Raw genomic sequence first — 15,448 nt, 5'->3', positions numbered from 1 at the left:
AGGGCGCCATGGCACAGATCACGCTTGAAAACCTGGCCCATTCCTATCTTGCCAACCCGCAAGGCGAGGACGACTGGGCGCTGAAGGAACTCAACCATGTGTGGACCGACGGCGAGGCCTATGCGCTGCTCGGCTCGTCGGGCTGCGGCAAGACCACGCTGCTCAACATCATTTCCGGCCTGCTCACGCCAAGCCAGGGGCGCATCCTGTTCAACGGGCAGGATGTGACCCATGCGCCGACCGCCGAACGCAACATCGCGCAGGTGTTCCAGTTCCCCGTCGTCTACGACACGATGACGGTGCGCCAGAACCTCGCCTTTCCGCTCAAGAACCGCGGCAAGGACGCCGCCACCATCGCCGCGCGGGTGCAGGAAATCGCCCAGATGATCGGCATGGAGGCGGAACTGGACCGCAAGGCCCGCGGCCTGACGGCCGATGCCAAGCAGAAGATCAGCCTGGGGCGCGGCATGGTGCGCGAGGACGTCAACGCGCTCCTGTTCGACGAGCCGCTGACCGTCATCGACCCGCACATGAAGTGGGAGTTGCGCACGCAGCTGAAAAGCCTGCACCGGCAGTTCGGCCATACCATGATCTACGTCACGCACGACCAGACGGAGGCCCTGACCTTCGCCGACAAGGTCGTGGTCATGTATGACGGGCGCGTGGTGCAGATCGGCACGCCGGAAGACCTGTTCGAGACGCCGGAGCACACCTTTGTCGGCTTCTTCATCGGTTCGCCCGGCATGAACATCATCCCGGCGCGGGTGGAAGGGCGCACGGCGCATGTCAACGGCGCGGCCGTGCCGCTCGGCCGTGGCTATCGCCCGCTGTCGGGCAATGTGGCGATCGGCGTGAGGCCGGAACATGCGCGCCTTTCGGCGAGCGAGGGCCTGCCGGTGCGCATCCGCCGGGTGGAGGATGTCGGCCGCCACAAGATCGTGCGGGCGGAATTCTTCGGCAGCGACATCAACATCATCGCGCGCGAGGACGAAGCCATCGGCACGGACATGACGCGCGTCGTCTTCCAGCCGGACAAGGTGAATGTCTATGCCGACGACTGGCGCGTGAAGGGGGAAGCCGCCTGATGGAAAAGACCGTCAACCAGAAAGCCTGGTTCCTCGTCCTGCCCGTGCTGGTGCTGGTCGCCTTTTCCGCCGTCATTCCCCTGATGACCGTGGTCAACTATTCCGTCCAGGACACGTTCGGCAACAACCAGTTCTTCTGGGCGGGGCTGGAATGGTTCGACGAGATGCTGCATTCGGAACGGATGTGGGATGCGCTCGGCCGCCAGCTCATGTTCTCCGGCATCATCCTGGCGATCGAGGTGCCGCTCGGCATCTTCGTGGCGCTCAACATGCCCAAGCGCGGGTTCTGGGCCTCCGTCTGCCTCGTGCTGATGGCACTGCCGCTGCTCATCCCGTGGAATGTGGTCGGCACGATCTGGCAGATCTTCGGCCGCGTTGACATCGGCCTGCTCGGCCATACGCTGGCGCAACTCGGCATTCCCTACAACTATACACAGGACGTGTTCGCCGCCTGGATCACGGTCGTGGTCATGGATGTCTGGCACTGGACGTCGCTGGTGGCGCTGCTCGCCTATGCGGGGTTGCAGTCGATCCCCGACGCCTACTACCAGGCGGCCAAGATCGACCAGGCGAGCCGCTGGAGCGTGTTCCGCTACATCGAACTGCCGAAAATGCAGGGCGTGCTGATGATCGCGATCCTGCTGCGCTTCATGGACAGCTTCATGATCTATACCGAACCCTTCGTGGTCACCGGCGGCGGGCCCGGCAATGCCACCACCTTCCTGTCGATCGACCTCGTCAAGATGGCGCTCGGCCAGTTCGACCTCGGTCCGGCGGCGGCCTTCTCGATCATGTACTTCCTGGTGATCCTGCTGATCTGCTGGGTGTTCTACACGGTCATGACCAATCTGGACAAAAGGGAGAGCGTGCAATGAGCGACGCGACGATGACCGCCAGGCCGGCGCGCGCGCGGGCATTGCCCCGGGTCAACGGCTCGGCGCTGGTGATGACCCTCTACATCCTCTTCCTCATGCTGCCGATCTACTGGCTGCTCAACATGAGCCTGAAGACCAACCAGGAAATCCTGTCGACCTTCTCGCTCTGGCCGCAGGACTTCACGCTCGCCAACTACATGACGATCCTGACGGATTCGTCGTGGTACATGGGCTATGTCAATTCGCTCATCTACGTGGTCATCAACACGGTGATCTCGATCACGGTGGCGCTGCCGGCGGCCTATGCCTTCTCGCGCTATTCCTTCATGGGCGACAAGCACCTGTTCTTCTGGCTGCTGACCAACCGCATGGCGCCGCCGGCGGTGTTCGCGCTGCCGTTCTTCCAGCTCTATTCGTCGGTCGGCCTGTTCGACACGCACATCGCGGTGGCGCTGGCGCACTGCCTGTTCAACGTGCCGCTGGCGGTGTGGATCCTGGAAGGCTTCATGCGCGGCGTGCCCAAGGAAATCGACGAGACGGCCTATATCGACGGCTATTCGTTCGGCCGCTTCTTCACGCGCATCTTCATGCCGCTCATCGCGTCGGGGATCGGTGTCGCCGCCTTCTTCTGCTTCATGTTCTCATGGGTTGAACTGCTGCTCAGCCGCACGCTGACATCGGTCAACGCCAAGCCCATCGCCGCGACCATGACGCGCACGGTCTCGGCCTCGGGCATGGACTGGGGCGTGCTGGCGGCGGCCGGCATCCTGACCATCGTGCCCGGCGCGCTCGTCATCTGGTTCGTCCGCAACTACATCGCCAAGGGCTTTGCCCTGGGGCGCGTCTGAACAGTCAAGGGAGGAAAAACCATGGACTGGATGGCCTGGACCGTTCCGACCGCAATCTTCTTCGCCGTCATCGCGGCGCTGCTCGTCACCTTCTCGATCCTTGCGATCCGCTATCCGGAAACGCCGCGCATGGGCGTTCTGCGCATTGAGACGACGCGCGGCGACCGCCTCTTCATCACCCTTCTGGGCTCGGCCTTCATCAACCTGGCCTGGCTCGGACTCCTCAGCCAGCCCCAATGGGGCGCGCTGATTGTCTGCCTGGTCTACGCCGCCGCGGTCTTCCGCTGGGTGTGACCGGCATGCCTGACGCCATCCGGCGCGTTGCGTTCGCCGGTCGGCACCACCTGCCCAATGCTTCTAAACCCCGGGAGGAAAACATGAAGCTGATGAACCTGAAAACGACAACGGCGCTCGTCCTGCTTGCAGGCCTGATGAGCGGCCCGGCCTTTGCCGGGATGGACGAGGCCAGGACCTTCCTCGACAGCGAGATCGGCGACATGTCGACGCTTTCGCGCGCCGAACAGGAAGCCGAGATGCAGTGGTTCGTGGACGCGGCCCAGCCCTTCCAGGGCATGGAGATCAAGGTCGTTTCCGAGACCATCACCACGCATGAATACGAATCCAAGGTTCTGGCCCCGGCCTTCACCGCGATCACCGGCATCAAGGTCACGCATGACCTGATCGGCGAAGGCGACGTGGTGGAAAAGCTGCAGACGCAGATGCAGTCGGGCGAGAACATCTATGACGCCTATATCAACGATTCCGACCTGATCGGCACGCATTGGCGCTACCAGCAGGCGCGCAACCTGACCGACTGGATGGCCGGCGAAGGCCAGGACGTGACCAACCCGAACCTGGATATCGCCGATTTCATCGGCACGAGCTTCACCACGGGTCCGGACGGCAAGCTCTACCAGTTGCCCGACCAGCAGTTCGCCAATCTCTACTGGTTCCGCTACGACTGGTTCAACGACGAGAAGACCAAGGCCGACTTCAAGGAAAAATACGGCTATGATCTCGGCGTTCCGGTGAACTGGTCCGCCTATGAGGATATTGCCGAGTTCTTTACCGGCCGCGACATGTCCTATGCCGGCGGCCCGTCCAAGGTCTATGGCAACATGGACTACGGCAAGAAGGACCCGTCGCTGGGCTGGCGCTATACCGATGCCTGGATGTCGATGGCCGGCATGGGCGACAAGGGCGAGCCGAACGGCCTGCCGGTCGACGAATGGGGCATTCGCGTCAACGAGAACTCGCAGCCGGTCGGTTCCTGCGTGGCACGCGGCGGTGCGACCAACTCGCCGGCCGCCGTCTATGCCGTGACCAAGGCCATCGAGTGGCTCAACAAGTATTCGCCGCCGGCCGCGGCTGGCATGACCTTCTCGGAAGCCGGCCCGGTGCCTGCCCAGGGCGAGATCGCCCAGCAGATGTTCTGGTATACCGCCTTCACCGCCGACATGGTCAAGGACGGCCTGCCGGTCATGAACGAGGACGGCACGCCGAAGTGGCGCATGGCGCCCAGCCCGCATGGTGTCTACTGGTCTGAAGGCACCAAGATCGGCTACCAGGACGCCGGTTCGTGGACGCTGATGAAGTCGACGCCCGTGGATCGTGCCAAGGCGGCCTGGCTCTATGCCCAGTTCGTCACCTCCAAGACGGTGGACGTGAAGAAGAGCCATGTCGGCCTGACCTTCATCCGCGAATCCACCATCCAGCATGACTCGTTCACCGAACGGGCGCCGAAGCTCGGCGGCCTTGTCGAGTTCTACCGTTCGCCGGCCCGCGTGCAGTGGTCGCCGACGGGCACCAACGTGCCGGATTATCCGAAGCTGGCGCAGCTCTGGTGGCAGAACATCGGCGATGCCATGTCCGGTGCCAAGACGCCGCAGGAAGCGCTCGATGCGCTTTGCGAGGCGCAGGAGCGCGTGCTGGAGCGCCTGGAACGCGCCGGCGTGCAGGGCGACCTTGGCCCGAAGATGAACGAGCCGAAGGATCCGCAGGAATGGCTCAATGCGGAAGGCGCGCCCAAGGCAAAGCTGGAAAACGAGGACGAGCAGCCGCAGACCGTCTCCTATGACGAGCTGATCAAGTCCTGGCAGTAATGGCCTGACGGCCGGCGGCCGGGCGCCCGTGCGCCCGGCCGCTCTTCTTGCCGGGTTCGGAAATGTCCGGCAGGATCGCGGTTCAATTCACGATCGGGGGCCTTGTTGCATGACCCATATCCTTGCCATCGACCAGGGCACGACATCCAGCCGGGCGATCCTTTTTGATGCGGGAATGCGTCCCGTCGCGGTCGCGCAGGAAGAGTTCCGCCAGATCTTTCCGCGTTCGGGCTGGGTCGAGCACGATCCCGGCGACATCTGGACGACGACGGCGGCAACCTGCCGCGGCGCCATCGAGCGCGCCGGCATCCGCGCCGAGGATATCGCCGCCATCGGCATCACCAACCAGCGCGAGACGACGCTCGTCTGGGACCGCCATACCGGCGAGCCTGTCCACAATGCCATTGTCTGGCAGGACCGCCGGACGGCGCAGACCTGCCAGGACATGAAGGCGGACGGCCACGAGGCCACGATCACGTCGCTCACGGGCCTGCTGCTCGATCCCTATTTCTCGGCCACGAAAATCAAATGGCTGCTCGACAACGTGGAGGGCGCAAGGGCGCGCGCCGAAGCCGGGGACCTGCTCTTCGGCACGGTCGACACATGGCTGATCTGGAAGCTGACGGGCGGCAGGGTCCATGCCACGGACGCCACCAATGCCGCGCGAACCATGCTCTACGACATTTCCAGGGGGGCGTGGAGCGAAGACCTGTGCAGGCTGTTCGGCGTGCCGGCGGCCATGCTTCCTGAGGTGCGCGACTGCGCGGCCGATTTCGGCATGACGCGGGCCGACCTGTTCGGCCGCGAGATTCCGATCCTGGGCGTGGCCGGCGACCAGCAGGCAGCGACCATCGGGCAGGCGTGCTTTGCGCCGGGCATGATGAAGTCCACCTATGGCACGGGCTGCTTTGCGCTGCTGAACACCGGCGATGCGCCGGTGCGCTCCAACAACCGGCTTCTGACCACGGTCGCCTACCAGCTCGACGGCAAGCCGACCTATGCGCTGGAAGGCTCCATCTTCATCGCCGGCGCGGTGGTGCAATGGCTGCGCGACGGGTTGAAGATCATCCGCCATGCCGCCGAGACCCATCCGCTGGCCGAAAAGGCGGACGAGACGCAGACCGTCGTGCTGGTGCCGGCGTTCACCGGGCTCGGTGCGCCCTACTGGAACGCGGACTGCCGCGGAGCGGTGTTCGGCATCACCCGCAATACCGGGCCGGAGGAATTTGCACGCGCGGCACTTGAAAGCGTCGGTTTCCAGACCCGCGACCTGCTGGAGGCGATGCGCGCAGACTGGGTTTCGGCGTCAGGCGAGGCGGTGCTGCGGGTTGACGGCGGCATGAGCGCGTCGGACTGGGCGATGCAGTTCCTGGCCGACATCCTCGGCGCGCCGGTGGACCGGCCGGACGTGCTGGAAACGACGGCGCTGGGGGCGGCCTGGCTGGCCGGGCAAAGGGCAGGCGTCTATCCGGCGCGCGAGGAATTCGCCGCTACCTGGGCGCTGGAACGGCGTTTCGCGCCGGTGATGGAAGAGGCCGCGCGCGAACGGAAATATGCTGCCTGGAAACGGGCCGTGGCCGCCGCACAAACCTTCTGAGCGCCCGTCAGGCGCCGTCTTTTCGCGGTTGGCCAGCCGTGTTCGCGGACACGACCTCCATGCAGATCGAGGCAAGCGCGCGGAAGTGGCCATCGCGCACGCTGCCGCGGCGCCAGAACAGGCCGATCGTGCGAACCGGGCGCCTTCCGGCCAGCGGCCGCAGAACCACGGCATCCTCACGGCCGAATTCGGAGGCCGCGTAGTGTGCCGGGAACAGGGTCAGACCCATGCCGATGGAGACCATCTGGCGCAGGGCGTCGAGGCTCGTTCCCTCGTAATCCTCGCGCAGCGCGGCGCCAGCCTCCAGCGCGAGCGCCCTCACATTCTCGTTGAGGCGGTGGCCGCGCCCGAGCGTCATCATCCGTTCGCCGGACAGTTCGGATGCGGGGATCGCGGACATTGAAGCGAGCCGGTGATCCGCCGGCAGGCCGAGAAAGAGTTCCTCTTCCATGAGCCGGACGAAGGTCAGCCGGTCGCCCTGATGGGGGTCCGGGCCGATGGCGCAATCGGTCTCGCCCTCCGCGATGGCCTCCTCAAGCAGGGCAGGCTGTTCCTCGCGGATGAAGATTTCCAGCGACGGATACCGGCCATGCAGCACGGGCAGGAGGCGCGGCAGGAAATAGGGGCCGAAGGTCGGCGCCGCGCCAAGCCGCAGCCGGCCGCCGAGATTCGCTTCCCCGCCTGACGCCGCCGCCGCCATGGTGTCCAAGGCGGCCAGGATGTCGCGCGCCAGGGCGACCGTTCTTTCGCCGGCCGGGGTGAGCGTCACAGGCGCCACATCGCGCTCGAACAGGCTCGTTCCAAGCCGCTCCTCGATCTGGCGCAACTGTACCGAAAGGGTTGGCTGCGAGACGGCGCAGCGCTTCGCCGCCCGCCCGAAATGGCGCAGGTCGGCGAGCGCGACGAGATATTCCAACTGTCTTGCGGAGGGCCGGAATCGCATGGCCTGTTCCAATAGTTTCAAGCTATCTAAACCATATAGACAATGAATTGGAACTATCAAGACAGGATTCCCACCTCTCCAGTGTCGGCAAATGACTGGAGGACCAGACATGTGGAATCATCTCAATGCCCTGTGGTCGCGTCACTCGATCCTGGAAGCCAAGATCCAGCAGGAACAGACCCGGCCGATGCCGGACAACCTGCGCATCCAGGCCCTGAAGAAGCTACGCCTGCGCATCCGCGAACGGATCGAGGGCATAGAGACCCGGCTCAAGCGCAACGTGCCGGTATGAACGGGCGGAAGGAGTAAATGTCATGGCCCTGCTCGAACTGATTGTCGTCACGCTTGGCGCCGGTTTTGTCGCGGTACTGCTCTACGGTGCCTACAGGTTCAATTTTGACGATCCGGGCGGGGATCGTTGACGGACAATCGGCCGGGCGGCCATACCGCCCGGCCTGCTGATTGGACTGCCGGTTCAGGCGTCAACCGTGCCGATCCAGCCGTCGAAGGCCGGCAGGTGCAGTGTTCCGGCCGCGAGGGTTCCACCGAACCCGTGACCATCCAGCGCCTTGGCGGTCATGCCGTCCGGCAGGGCGGCCCGGGCCTCGTCTGTGGAGAAGTTGAAGGCGCAGAGAATGCGCTCGCCATCAAGGTCGCGGCGGAAGGCGAGAATGTCCGGCCCGAGGTCGACGACGTCGAACCCGCCCTTGACGAGTGCGGGGTGGGCGCGCCTGAACGAAAGGAAGGCCCGGTAGAATTCCAGCAGGGAGCCCTCAATGCCGGCCTGTTCGGAAACGGCCAGGGGCAGATGCGTCATCGCAACCGGCAGCCACGGGCGGGTGGCCGATGAAAACGCACCATTAGCGGTGTGTCCATCCCAGACCATGGGCGTGCGGCAGCCGTCGCGGCCCTTGTATTCCGGCCAGAAACGGATGCCGTAGGGGTCCTGCAGGTCCTCGAAGGAAAGTTCGGCTTCGGGCAGGCCCAGTTCCTCACCCTGGTAGAGGCAGACCGAACCGCGCAGCGTAAGCAGCACGCCGGCCAGGAGTTTCTGGAACTTCAGCCGCGTGGGCGTGTCGAGTCCCGCGGTCCAACGAGATGCATGGCGCTCGACATCGTGGTTGGAAAACGCCCAGCAGGGCCAGCCGTCGGGCGCGGCGCGGAAAAAGCGATCGACCACGGAGCTGAATCGTCCCGGTGCCGGCATGGTTCCGGACAGGAACTCGAAGGAATAACACATGTGGATGCGGTCATCCCCGGCCGTATAGTCGGCCATGATCTGCAGGCTGCGCTGGGCATCGCCCACCTCGCCGACAGCCGCGGCGGCCGGATATTCGTCGAGCAGGGCGCGGAACCGCTTCAGGAAGGCCAGGTTCTCGGGCTGGTTCTTGTCGTAGACGTGGTCCTGGTAGTTGTAGGGATTGACCGCGGGGGCCGTTGAGGCGTCCCGCTCTTCCGGGGCAAGGGCGGGATTGTCTTCCAGCCCCTCTGAATGGAAGTAGAAGTTGATGGTGTCGAGGCGGAAGCCGTCGACGCCCAGATCGAGCCAGAACCGGGTGACGTCCAGAAGCGCGTCCTGAACGTCCGGATTGTGGAAATTGAGATCCGGCTGGCTGTCGAGGAAGTTGTGCATGTAATACTGGCAGCGGCTCGTGTCCCACTGCCAGGCGCTGCCTCCAAAGATGGAAAGCCAGTTGTTTGGCGGGGAGCCGTCGGGTTTCGCGTCGGCCCAGACATACCAGTCGGAACGGGCATTGTTCCGGCTGGACCGGCTCTCGGCGAACCAGGGATGACGGTCGGAGGTGTGCGAGAGCACCATGTCGATCATGACCTTGAGGCCCAAAGCATGGGCATCGGCCACCAGCGCCCGGAAATCCTCGATGGTGCCGAACATCGGATCAACGGCGGTGTAGTCCGACACGTCATAGCCGAAGTCCTTCATCGGGGAGGCGAAGAAGGGCGATATCCAGATCGCGTCGGCGCCGAGTTCGGCGATGTGGCCAAGGCGCTGGCGGATGCCGGTCAGGTCGCCGATCCCGTCGCCATTGCTGTCCTGGAAGGAGCGGGGATAGATCTGGTAGATCACCGCCCCGCGCCACCAGTCGCGGTCAGGCGACCCGGCCTGGATGTTCGGGCGCTCGATCTCGACGGGGTTCATCGCGTCTGCAAAGCCTGACGATCTGGACATTGGTTCTCACTTCACCGGCCTTCGGGCCGGGCCTCCGCGGGTCCGTAGCATTTCCGGGCGCATGGGCAAGGGTGCCTGACATCCGGGGCGCATCATTAATCCTAGTGCGACATGGGCGTCTGGTCGAAGCGGAAATCCGGCGATCCGTCAACCGGCAAGCGGAACGGGCAGGGGCACGCCGAGTCCGCCGGCGCTGGCACTGATCCGTGTCCACACCTCGTCGGTGACGCGCACGCCGCTGGCCTTGGCTTCCCGCAGGCTTTCCGCCGCCCGGTCGCCGGGAATGCGGACACCGGAAGAGCCATGCGCCGGACGGCTGGCGCGGCAGGCCGCGTTGAGCGTTTCCACCTGCGTGACGAAGGCGTCGGCTCCGGCAAAGGCTTGCGGGTCCATGACCTGCAGGAACACATTGGCGCCCCACCCCGTGGGATGGTCCGCGCGGCCGTGTCCGGCCAGCGCCTGGGTCAGCATTTCCACCATCAACGCCATGGCGAACCCCTTGTGTCCATGGTCCACGCCGCCCACCGGCAGGATGGTGCCCTTCGGCGTCCGGTTCACGACATTCGGGTCCGTCGTGGGCCGGCCCTCGCCATCCAGCATCCAGGGGTGGTCGAAGGGCTTGCCGGTATTGATGTGCTCGCGCACCTTCGAAACCGTCGTGATCGAGGCGCAGGTGTCGATCAGCACGGGATGATCGCCGCCGGGATAGCCGATGGCCCAGGGGTTCGGGGTCAGCACCGGGTCCGCGCCTCCATAGGGAGCGACCCAATGGCCGGAAGGATCGGAGGTCATGACCATGCAGACGAGGCCGTCCTGCGCCGCGATGCGGGTGAGCGTGGACAGGCAGCCGATATGATGGCTCCGGCGGATGGCAATGGACGCCATCCCGTGTGTGCGGGCACGCGGCATGGCGCTTTCCAGCGCCTGCATCATCAGCCAGTGGCCGGGCAGGTAATGGCCGTCCCAGACCTGGGTCGCGCCAGTATCCCGGACGATTTCGTGATCCCCGTCGGCACGCATGGCTCCGCTTTCCAGTTCGGGCAGGTAATAGGGCACCATGGAAATGCCATGGGTGGTGACGCCGAGTTCATCGGTGCGCACCAGCAATTCAGCCACCACTGCGGCCTTGTCATTTGCCATGCCGCCCTTCTGCAAGAGGGCGAGGGCGAGGTCATAAAGGTCGTTCCGGTCAAATCGGCGGTCGGTCACGGTTCATTCTCCCGGAGGCTTGTGCGTTTCAGTCGCGCATTTCGTTTTCGATGGCTGCCGCCATACCCTTTTCCAGCATCACGGCGAGCGCGGCGGACACGGCAGACACCCAGGCCGCATCTTCGGAAAGCGCGCGCGGGAACAGGCCGGGCAGGGCGTGCAGCGCGGCGCTGATCTCTCCGGCCGTGGACGTGGCGGCAAGCGCGGCCGCAATCTCGGCCTCGCGCGGATCGCGCAAGGCGTAGGCCTCGCCGCCTTCCGTGCGACCCAGGCAATAGCGCATCCAGGCAGCCACGGCGAAGGCGAAGGGGCGAAAATCGCCACCGGCCCGCAGCGTTTCCATGGCCGGCGCGACTATACGCTGCGGCAGCTTTTCCGTGCCATCCATGGCGATCTGGTAGGTCTGGTGGGCGATGGCCGGATTGGCAAAGCGGGCGAGCAGGGCGGCGCGATAGCGGTCGAGGTCGATGCCGGCGAGCGGCGGCAGGGTGGCAGCGGCAGCGCGCATGTGGCGGCCGACCAATGCTGCCAGCGCCGGATCGCCCATGACATCGCGCACGTGGACATGACCGGCCAGGAAACCGGTATAGGCGAGCATGGAATGGGCGCCGTTCAGCATGCGCAGTTTCATGTGCTCGTAGGGCTTCACATCATCGACGAAGAGCGCCCCGCCGGCTTCCCAGTCCGGTCTTCCTGAAGGAAAGCGGTCCTCGATCACCCATTGGGTGAAGGCTTCCGTCTCGATTGCGCCGTGATCGTCGCAGCCTGTCTGCCGGGCGGCTTCGGCACGGGTCTCTTCCGTGGAGGCCGGCGTGATGCGGTCGACCATGGTGGAGGGGAAGGCGACGTTTCCGGCAATCCAGTCGGCGAGTTCCGGATCAAGGCGCCGGGCAAAACCGGTAACGCCGGCGGCCAGGAGTGCGCCGTTGTCGGGCAGGTTGTCGCAACACAACACGGTGAAAGGTGCGATACCCGCCGCCCGGCGCAGGCGCAGGCTTTCCACGATCAGGCCGAGCACCCCTTGCGGGGCGCCCGGATTGGCCAGATCGGCCGCGACGGCGGGGTGGGCCGGGTCGGCATCCGTGGCCGCGCGGCCAATGCCATAGGCCTTTTCCGTCACCGTCAGCGAGACGATGCGCGTGCTTGCATCGGCCATGGCGGCAAGCGGCGCGGCCCGGTCGCGCGTAGCGGCAATGACGCGGTCGATGCTGGCGATGACGCGGGCCGTGGTGCCCTCAGCGCCGCGTTCGACCAGCGTGTAGAGGCCGTTCTGCGGGTTGAGCGCATCGGCCACCTCCGTGCCGCGCAGGCTGATGCCCGTGATGCGCCAGTCGCCGCCGGAACGGGCCAGGGCAGCGTCCGTGTAGACCGCCTGGTGGGCGCGATGAAAGGCGCCGGCGCCGATGTGGACGATGCCGCAGCCGTGGGCGGCAGGATCGTAGCCGGGCAGGGCGGCCGGACCTGTGACACCGGCAAGGCTGGCAAGGCGTTTGCGTCCGGTCATGCCGCCGTGCCTGTACCGGGGTGGGAAAGCGCGGCGATGATGCCGCGCAATTCGGCCAGGCCCTTGAGCCGCCCGATGGCCGGATAGCCGGGCTGGGCCTTGCGCTTCAGGTCATCGAGAATGTCCTGGCCGTGATCGGGGCGCATGGGGATCGACCAGTCGGCGCGTCCTGCTGCCTTCCGGCGCGCTTCCTCGGCCAGTGCGGCGGCCAGCACGGCGACCATGTCGGTATCGCCGCCCAGATGTTCGGCCTCGAAGAAGGAGCCGCGCAGGGCGTCCGTGTCGCGCTTCACATTGCGCAGGTGCAGGAAGTGCACCCGGTCGCCCAGGCGCTTCATCATGCCGGGGAGGTCGTTGTCGGGCCGCGCGCCGAGCGAGCCGGTGCACAGCGTGATGCCATTGGCGGGCGTGTCCACGGCGTCCATCATCGCCTTGTAGTCGGCCTCGGTGGACATCACGCGCGGCAGGCCGAGCAGGTTGAAGGGCGGATCGTCCGGGTGGCAGCACAGGCGCAGGCCAAGATCCTCGGCCACCGGCGCGACTTCCGAAAGGAAATCGATGAAATGGGCGCGCAGGCGCTCCGGCGAGATCGCGTCATATTCGGCGATATGGCGGCGCACGTCGTCCAGCGTAAAATGTTCCGCCGCGCCCGGCAGGCCGAAGACCACATTGCGGGCGAGCGCCTGCCGGGCGTCATCGTCCATGGCGGCGAAGCGGCGTGCGGCCTCCTCCGCCACCTCTTCCGGGAAATCCGCGGCCGCGTTCTTTCGCTCAAGGATGTGAATGTCGAAGGCGGCGAAGTCGGCATAGTCGAAGCGCATGCAGGTGGCGCCGTTCGGCAGGCGCCAGTTCAGGTCCGTGCGCGTCCAGTCCAGCACCGGCATGAAATTGTAGCAGACCGTTTCAACGCCGGCGGCGGCGAGATGGTGCAGGCTGGTCTTGTAATTGGCGATGTGGTCGCACCAGTCGCCCCGCTGCTTCTTGATGTCCTCGGAGACAGGCAGGCTCTCTGCCACGTCCCATGTGAGGCCGGACGGCGCGCCATCGGTCATGCGTGCGATTTCGTGCTGGCGGCGTTCGATCTCTTCAGGCGTCCAGACCTCGCCAGTGGGAACATGATGAAGTGCCGTGACCACACCCTGCACCCCGGCCTGGAGCATGTCGTCCACCGACACGAGATCCCTGGGTCCGAACCAACGCCACGTCTGCTTCATCCTGTCCTCCTCGCCGCCGCCTGCCTGCGATGCGCTGCATTCCCGTTCGCGACTCCTTAGCAGTCCTGCGCACTGTTGACTAGTATGGAAGTATGGTATAGCGCTCTGACCAGGAGGAAATGATCGCAATGACCATCCAGCAATCGCCGCAACGCCTTCTGGACACGGGAACCGCCGTCGGTCCCCAGGTCTACCGGCTTGTGCGCGAGCGGATCATCCGGGGCGACCTGGAGCCGGGCACGCGCATCTCCGAGTCCGAAATCGCGGGCGGCTATGACGTCAGCCGCCAGCCCGTTCGCGAGGCCTTCATCAAGCTGGCCGAAGAGGGATTGCTGGAAATCCGCCCGCAGCGCGGAACCTTCGTGCGCAAGATCGCCATTCCATCCGTCATGGATGCCCGCTTCGTGCGCGAGGCCATCGAGGCCGACATCGTGCGGCTGCTGGCGCAATCGTCCGTGCCGGGACTTGAGGAGGAGTTGCGCGGGCTACTCGCCGCGCAGGCCAAGGCTGCGGCCGCCGGCGAATGGCTGCGCTTCGTCGAGCTTGACGAGCGGTTTCACCGGGTGCTGGCCAGCGGAGCGGGCAAGACCTACGCCTGGAACGTGGTGGAAAGCGTCAAGGCGCAAATGGACCGCGTGCGGCATCTCTCCGCGCAGCGCTTTCCCATGGACAAGCTCATCGAGCAGCACACTGCCATCGTTGACGGCATCGCGGGGCACAACCCGGACGCCGCGGAACGGGCCATGCGCGCGCATTTGCGCGAAATCCTGAACGATCTGCCGGCGATTGCCGGCAGCCGGCCCGAATTCTTCGAGGACGCGGACCAGACCTGATCCGCGCCACCCATTGAAACTCCCTGTCAGCAAAGGAGGAGACCATGCTGAAAGCCCTTGGAAAAACCGTAATCGCGACCATCACCGCCGGCCTGCTAGCCGGTTCGGCGCTTGCCGCGGACATGACGCTCAAGCTCGGCCATCTGGCCAATGAGCAGAACCCCTGGCACCTGGCCTCCGTGAAGTTCGGCGAGGAACTCGCGCGCCTCACCGACGGCCGCATCGAGGTGGAGGTCTTCCCCAATGAATCGCTGGGCAAGGAAATCGACCTGATCAACGGCATGCAGCTTGGCACCGTGGACATGACGATCACCGGGGAGAGCCTGCAGAACTGGGCGCCGATGGCCGCGCTGCTGGCCGTGCCCTATGCCTACAAGTCCATCGAGCACATGGACGAGGTGGCCTCCGGCGAGATCGGCGACAAGATCGAGCAGCAGATCATCGAGAAGGTGCAGATCCGTCCGATCGCCTATTTCGCGCGCGGTCCGCGCAACCTGACCTCCAACCGCCCGATCACCTCGCCCGACGAACTGAACGGCCTGAAGATGCGCGTGCCCAACGTGCCGCTGTTCGTGGACGTGTGGAGCGCGCTGGGCGCCAATCCCGGCCCGATGGCCTTCTCGGAAGTGTTCACGTCGCTGCAGAACGGCACGATCGAGGCCCAGGAAAACCCGCTCGCGCTGATCCGCTCTGCCAATTTCAACGAAGTGCAGTCGCATGTGAACATGACCGAGCACGTGCGTTCGTGGATCTACCTGACAATTGCCGAGAGCACCTGGAACAAGCTTTCGGCTGACGACCAGGCGGCGGTGATGGAAGCGGCGAAGACTGCCCAGGCCTATGAGCGCGAACTCTTCAATGCATCGCTCGCCGATGACCGTGCCTATCTGGAAGGCAAGGGCATGACCTTCGTCGAGGTCGACGGTCCGGCCTTCCAGGCGAAAGCCAAGGACGCCGTGCTGAAGAACGTCAACGAAGAGATCAAGCCGATCGTGGAAGGCCTGTTCTCCAACTGATATCCTCAAATGAAGGTGGCGCCGGGCCTTTGCG

Annotated in this window: 14 protein-coding genes; 9 read left to right on the top strand and 5 right to left on the bottom strand. The window is 65.1% G+C overall.

The genetic code is table 11. The annotated features are described in order from the left end of the window. Window positions 1-8: 8 nt before the first annotated feature. The 6 genes from ACLB6G_RS18080 (at window position 9) to glpK (ending at window position 6,507) form a co-directional block, all read left to right on the top strand. Complete coding sequence (locus ACLB6G_RS18080) at window positions 9-1,085, top strand: ABC transporter ATP-binding protein (RefSeq protein WP_410357606.1); 1,077 nt, start codon at window positions 9-11, stop codon at window positions 1,083-1,085. After that, the gene (locus ACLB6G_RS18075) at window positions 1,085-1,960 is read left to right on the top strand and encodes a carbohydrate ABC transporter permease (RefSeq protein ID WP_410357605.1); all 876 of its coding nucleotides are present in this window, start codon (window positions 1,085-1,087) and stop codon (window positions 1,958-1,960) included. Before ACLB6G_RS18080 ends, ACLB6G_RS18075 begins: the two co-directional genes overlap by 1 nt. An 11-nt stretch (window positions 1,961-1,971) precedes the next feature. Continuing rightward, a complete protein-coding gene (locus ACLB6G_RS18070; protein WP_410357631.1) occupies window positions 1,972-2,808 on the top strand; it encodes a carbohydrate ABC transporter permease in 837 nt (278 codons plus the stop codon). Between the two features lie 21 nt (window positions 2,809-2,829). Beyond that, window positions 2,830-3,102, top strand: coding sequence for a DUF2160 domain-containing protein (locus ACLB6G_RS18065; RefSeq protein WP_410357604.1), 273 nt, complete (start codon window positions 2,830-2,832; stop codon window positions 3,100-3,102). Between the two features lie 83 nt (window positions 3,103-3,185). Then, entirely contained in the window at window positions 3,186-4,910 is a 1,725-nt protein-coding gene (locus tag ACLB6G_RS18060) for an ABC transporter substrate-binding protein (RefSeq protein ID WP_410357603.1), read from the top strand. A 109-nt stretch (window positions 4,911-5,019) separates the two neighbouring features. Next, a complete protein-coding gene (gene glpK, locus ACLB6G_RS18055) occupies window positions 5,020-6,507 on the top strand; it encodes a glycerol kinase GlpK (protein ID WP_410357602.1) in 1,488 nt (495 codons plus the stop codon). 7 nt (window positions 6,508-6,514) lie between these two features. Here glpK and ACLB6G_RS18050 read toward each other — a convergent pair whose 3' ends face one another. Continuing rightward, the gene (locus ACLB6G_RS18050; RefSeq protein WP_410357601.1) at window positions 6,515-7,450 is read right to left on the bottom strand and encodes a hydrogen peroxide-inducible genes activator; all 936 of its coding nucleotides are present in this window, start codon (window positions 7,448-7,450) and stop codon (window positions 6,515-6,517) included. A gap of 109 nt (window positions 7,451-7,559) precedes the next feature. Between ACLB6G_RS18050 and ACLB6G_RS18045 the strand changes: the two genes are divergently transcribed. Then, window positions 7,560-7,742 (top strand): YdcH family protein, encoded by a 183-nt coding sequence (locus tag ACLB6G_RS18045; RefSeq protein ID WP_410357600.1) that lies wholly within the window; start codon window positions 7,560-7,562, stop codon window positions 7,740-7,742. A gap of 183 nt (window positions 7,743-7,925) precedes the next feature. Here ACLB6G_RS18045 and bglA read toward each other — a convergent pair whose 3' ends face one another. From bglA to uxuA, 4 genes are all read right to left on the bottom strand, one after another. Then, on the bottom strand, window positions 7,926-9,608 hold the full coding sequence (bglA, locus tag ACLB6G_RS18040) for a beta-galactosidase BglA (protein WP_410357630.1): 1,683 nt from the start codon (window positions 9,606-9,608) through the stop codon (window positions 7,926-7,928). 177 nt (window positions 9,609-9,785) lie between these two features. Further along, entirely contained in the window at window positions 9,786-10,847 is a 1,062-nt protein-coding gene (locus ACLB6G_RS18035; RefSeq protein WP_410357599.1) for an Ldh family oxidoreductase, read from the bottom strand. 28 nt (window positions 10,848-10,875) lie between these two features. Further along, window positions 10,876-12,351 (bottom strand): mannitol dehydrogenase family protein, encoded by a 1,476-nt coding sequence (locus ACLB6G_RS18030; RefSeq protein ID WP_410357598.1) that lies wholly within the window; start codon window positions 12,349-12,351, stop codon window positions 10,876-10,878. Then, entirely contained in the window at window positions 12,348-13,565 is a 1,218-nt protein-coding gene (gene uxuA, locus ACLB6G_RS18025) for a mannonate dehydratase (RefSeq protein ID WP_410357597.1), read from the bottom strand. The genes ACLB6G_RS18030 and uxuA overlap by 4 nt, the downstream gene beginning before the upstream one ends. 128 nt (window positions 13,566-13,693) lie before the next feature. Between uxuA and ACLB6G_RS18020 the strand changes: the two genes are divergently transcribed. Together ACLB6G_RS18020 and ACLB6G_RS18015 are read left to right on the top strand one after the other, a co-directional pair. Next, a complete protein-coding gene (locus ACLB6G_RS18020) occupies window positions 13,694-14,398 on the top strand; it encodes a GntR family transcriptional regulator (protein WP_410357629.1) in 705 nt (234 codons plus the stop codon). A gap of 44 nt (window positions 14,399-14,442) precedes the next feature. Continuing rightward, window positions 14,443-15,414, top strand: a complete 972-nt coding sequence (locus ACLB6G_RS18015) for a TRAP transporter substrate-binding protein (RefSeq protein WP_410357596.1) — start codon at window positions 14,443-14,445, stop codon at window positions 15,412-15,414. The last annotated feature ends 34 nt before the right edge of the window (window positions 15,415-15,448 follow it).

It is taken from the genome of Zhengella sedimenti (genome assembly GCF_046506625.1).
Lineage (GTDB): Bacteria > Pseudomonadota > Alphaproteobacteria > Rhizobiales > Rhizobiaceae > Zhengella > Zhengella sedimenti.
Note: the sequence above shows the minus strand (reverse complement) of the source record. Positions and strands in the feature narration are given on the sequence as shown.

Bases quoted from the DNA above. Each gene is read 5' to 3' on its own strand.
- ACLB6G_RS18080 (WP_410357606.1), top strand. From the start codon at position 9: ATGGCACAGATCACGCTTGAAAACCTGGCCCATTCCTATCTTGCCAAC.
- ACLB6G_RS18075 (WP_410357605.1), top strand. From the start codon at position 1,085: ATGGAAAAGACCGTCAACCAGAAAGCCTGGTTCCTCGTCCTGCCCGTG.
- ACLB6G_RS18070 (WP_410357631.1), top strand. From the start codon at position 1,972: ATGACCGCCAGGCCGGCGCGCGCGCGGGCATTGCCCCGGGTCAACGGC.
- ACLB6G_RS18065 (WP_410357604.1), top strand. From the start codon at position 2,830: ATGGACTGGATGGCCTGGACCGTTCCGACCGCAATCTTCTTCGCCGTC.
- ACLB6G_RS18060 (WP_410357603.1), top strand. From the start codon at position 3,186: ATGAAGCTGATGAACCTGAAAACGACAACGGCGCTCGTCCTGCTTGCA.
- glpK (WP_410357602.1), top strand. From the start codon at position 5,020: ATGACCCATATCCTTGCCATCGACCAGGGCACGACATCCAGCCGGGCG.
- ACLB6G_RS18050 (WP_410357601.1), bottom strand. From the start codon at position 7,450: ATGCGATTCCGGCCCTCCGCAAGACAGTTGGAATATCTCGTCGCGCTC.
- ACLB6G_RS18045 (WP_410357600.1), top strand. From the start codon at position 7,560: ATGTGGAATCATCTCAATGCCCTGTGGTCGCGTCACTCGATCCTGGAA.
- bglA (WP_410357630.1), bottom strand. From the start codon at position 9,608: ATGAACCCCGTCGAGATCGAGCGCCCGAACATCCAGGCCGGGTCGCCT.
- ACLB6G_RS18030 (WP_410357598.1), bottom strand. From the start codon at position 12,351: ATGACCGGACGCAAACGCCTTGCCAGCCTTGCCGGTGTCACAGGTCCG.
- uxuA (WP_410357597.1), bottom strand. From the start codon at position 13,565: ATGAAGCAGACGTGGCGTTGGTTCGGACCCAGGGATCTCGTGTCGGTG.
- ACLB6G_RS18020 (WP_410357629.1), top strand. From the start codon at position 13,694: ATGACCATCCAGCAATCGCCGCAACGCCTTCTGGACACGGGAACCGCC.
- ACLB6G_RS18015 (WP_410357596.1), top strand. From the start codon at position 14,443: ATGCTGAAAGCCCTTGGAAAAACCGTAATCGCGACCATCACCGCCGGC.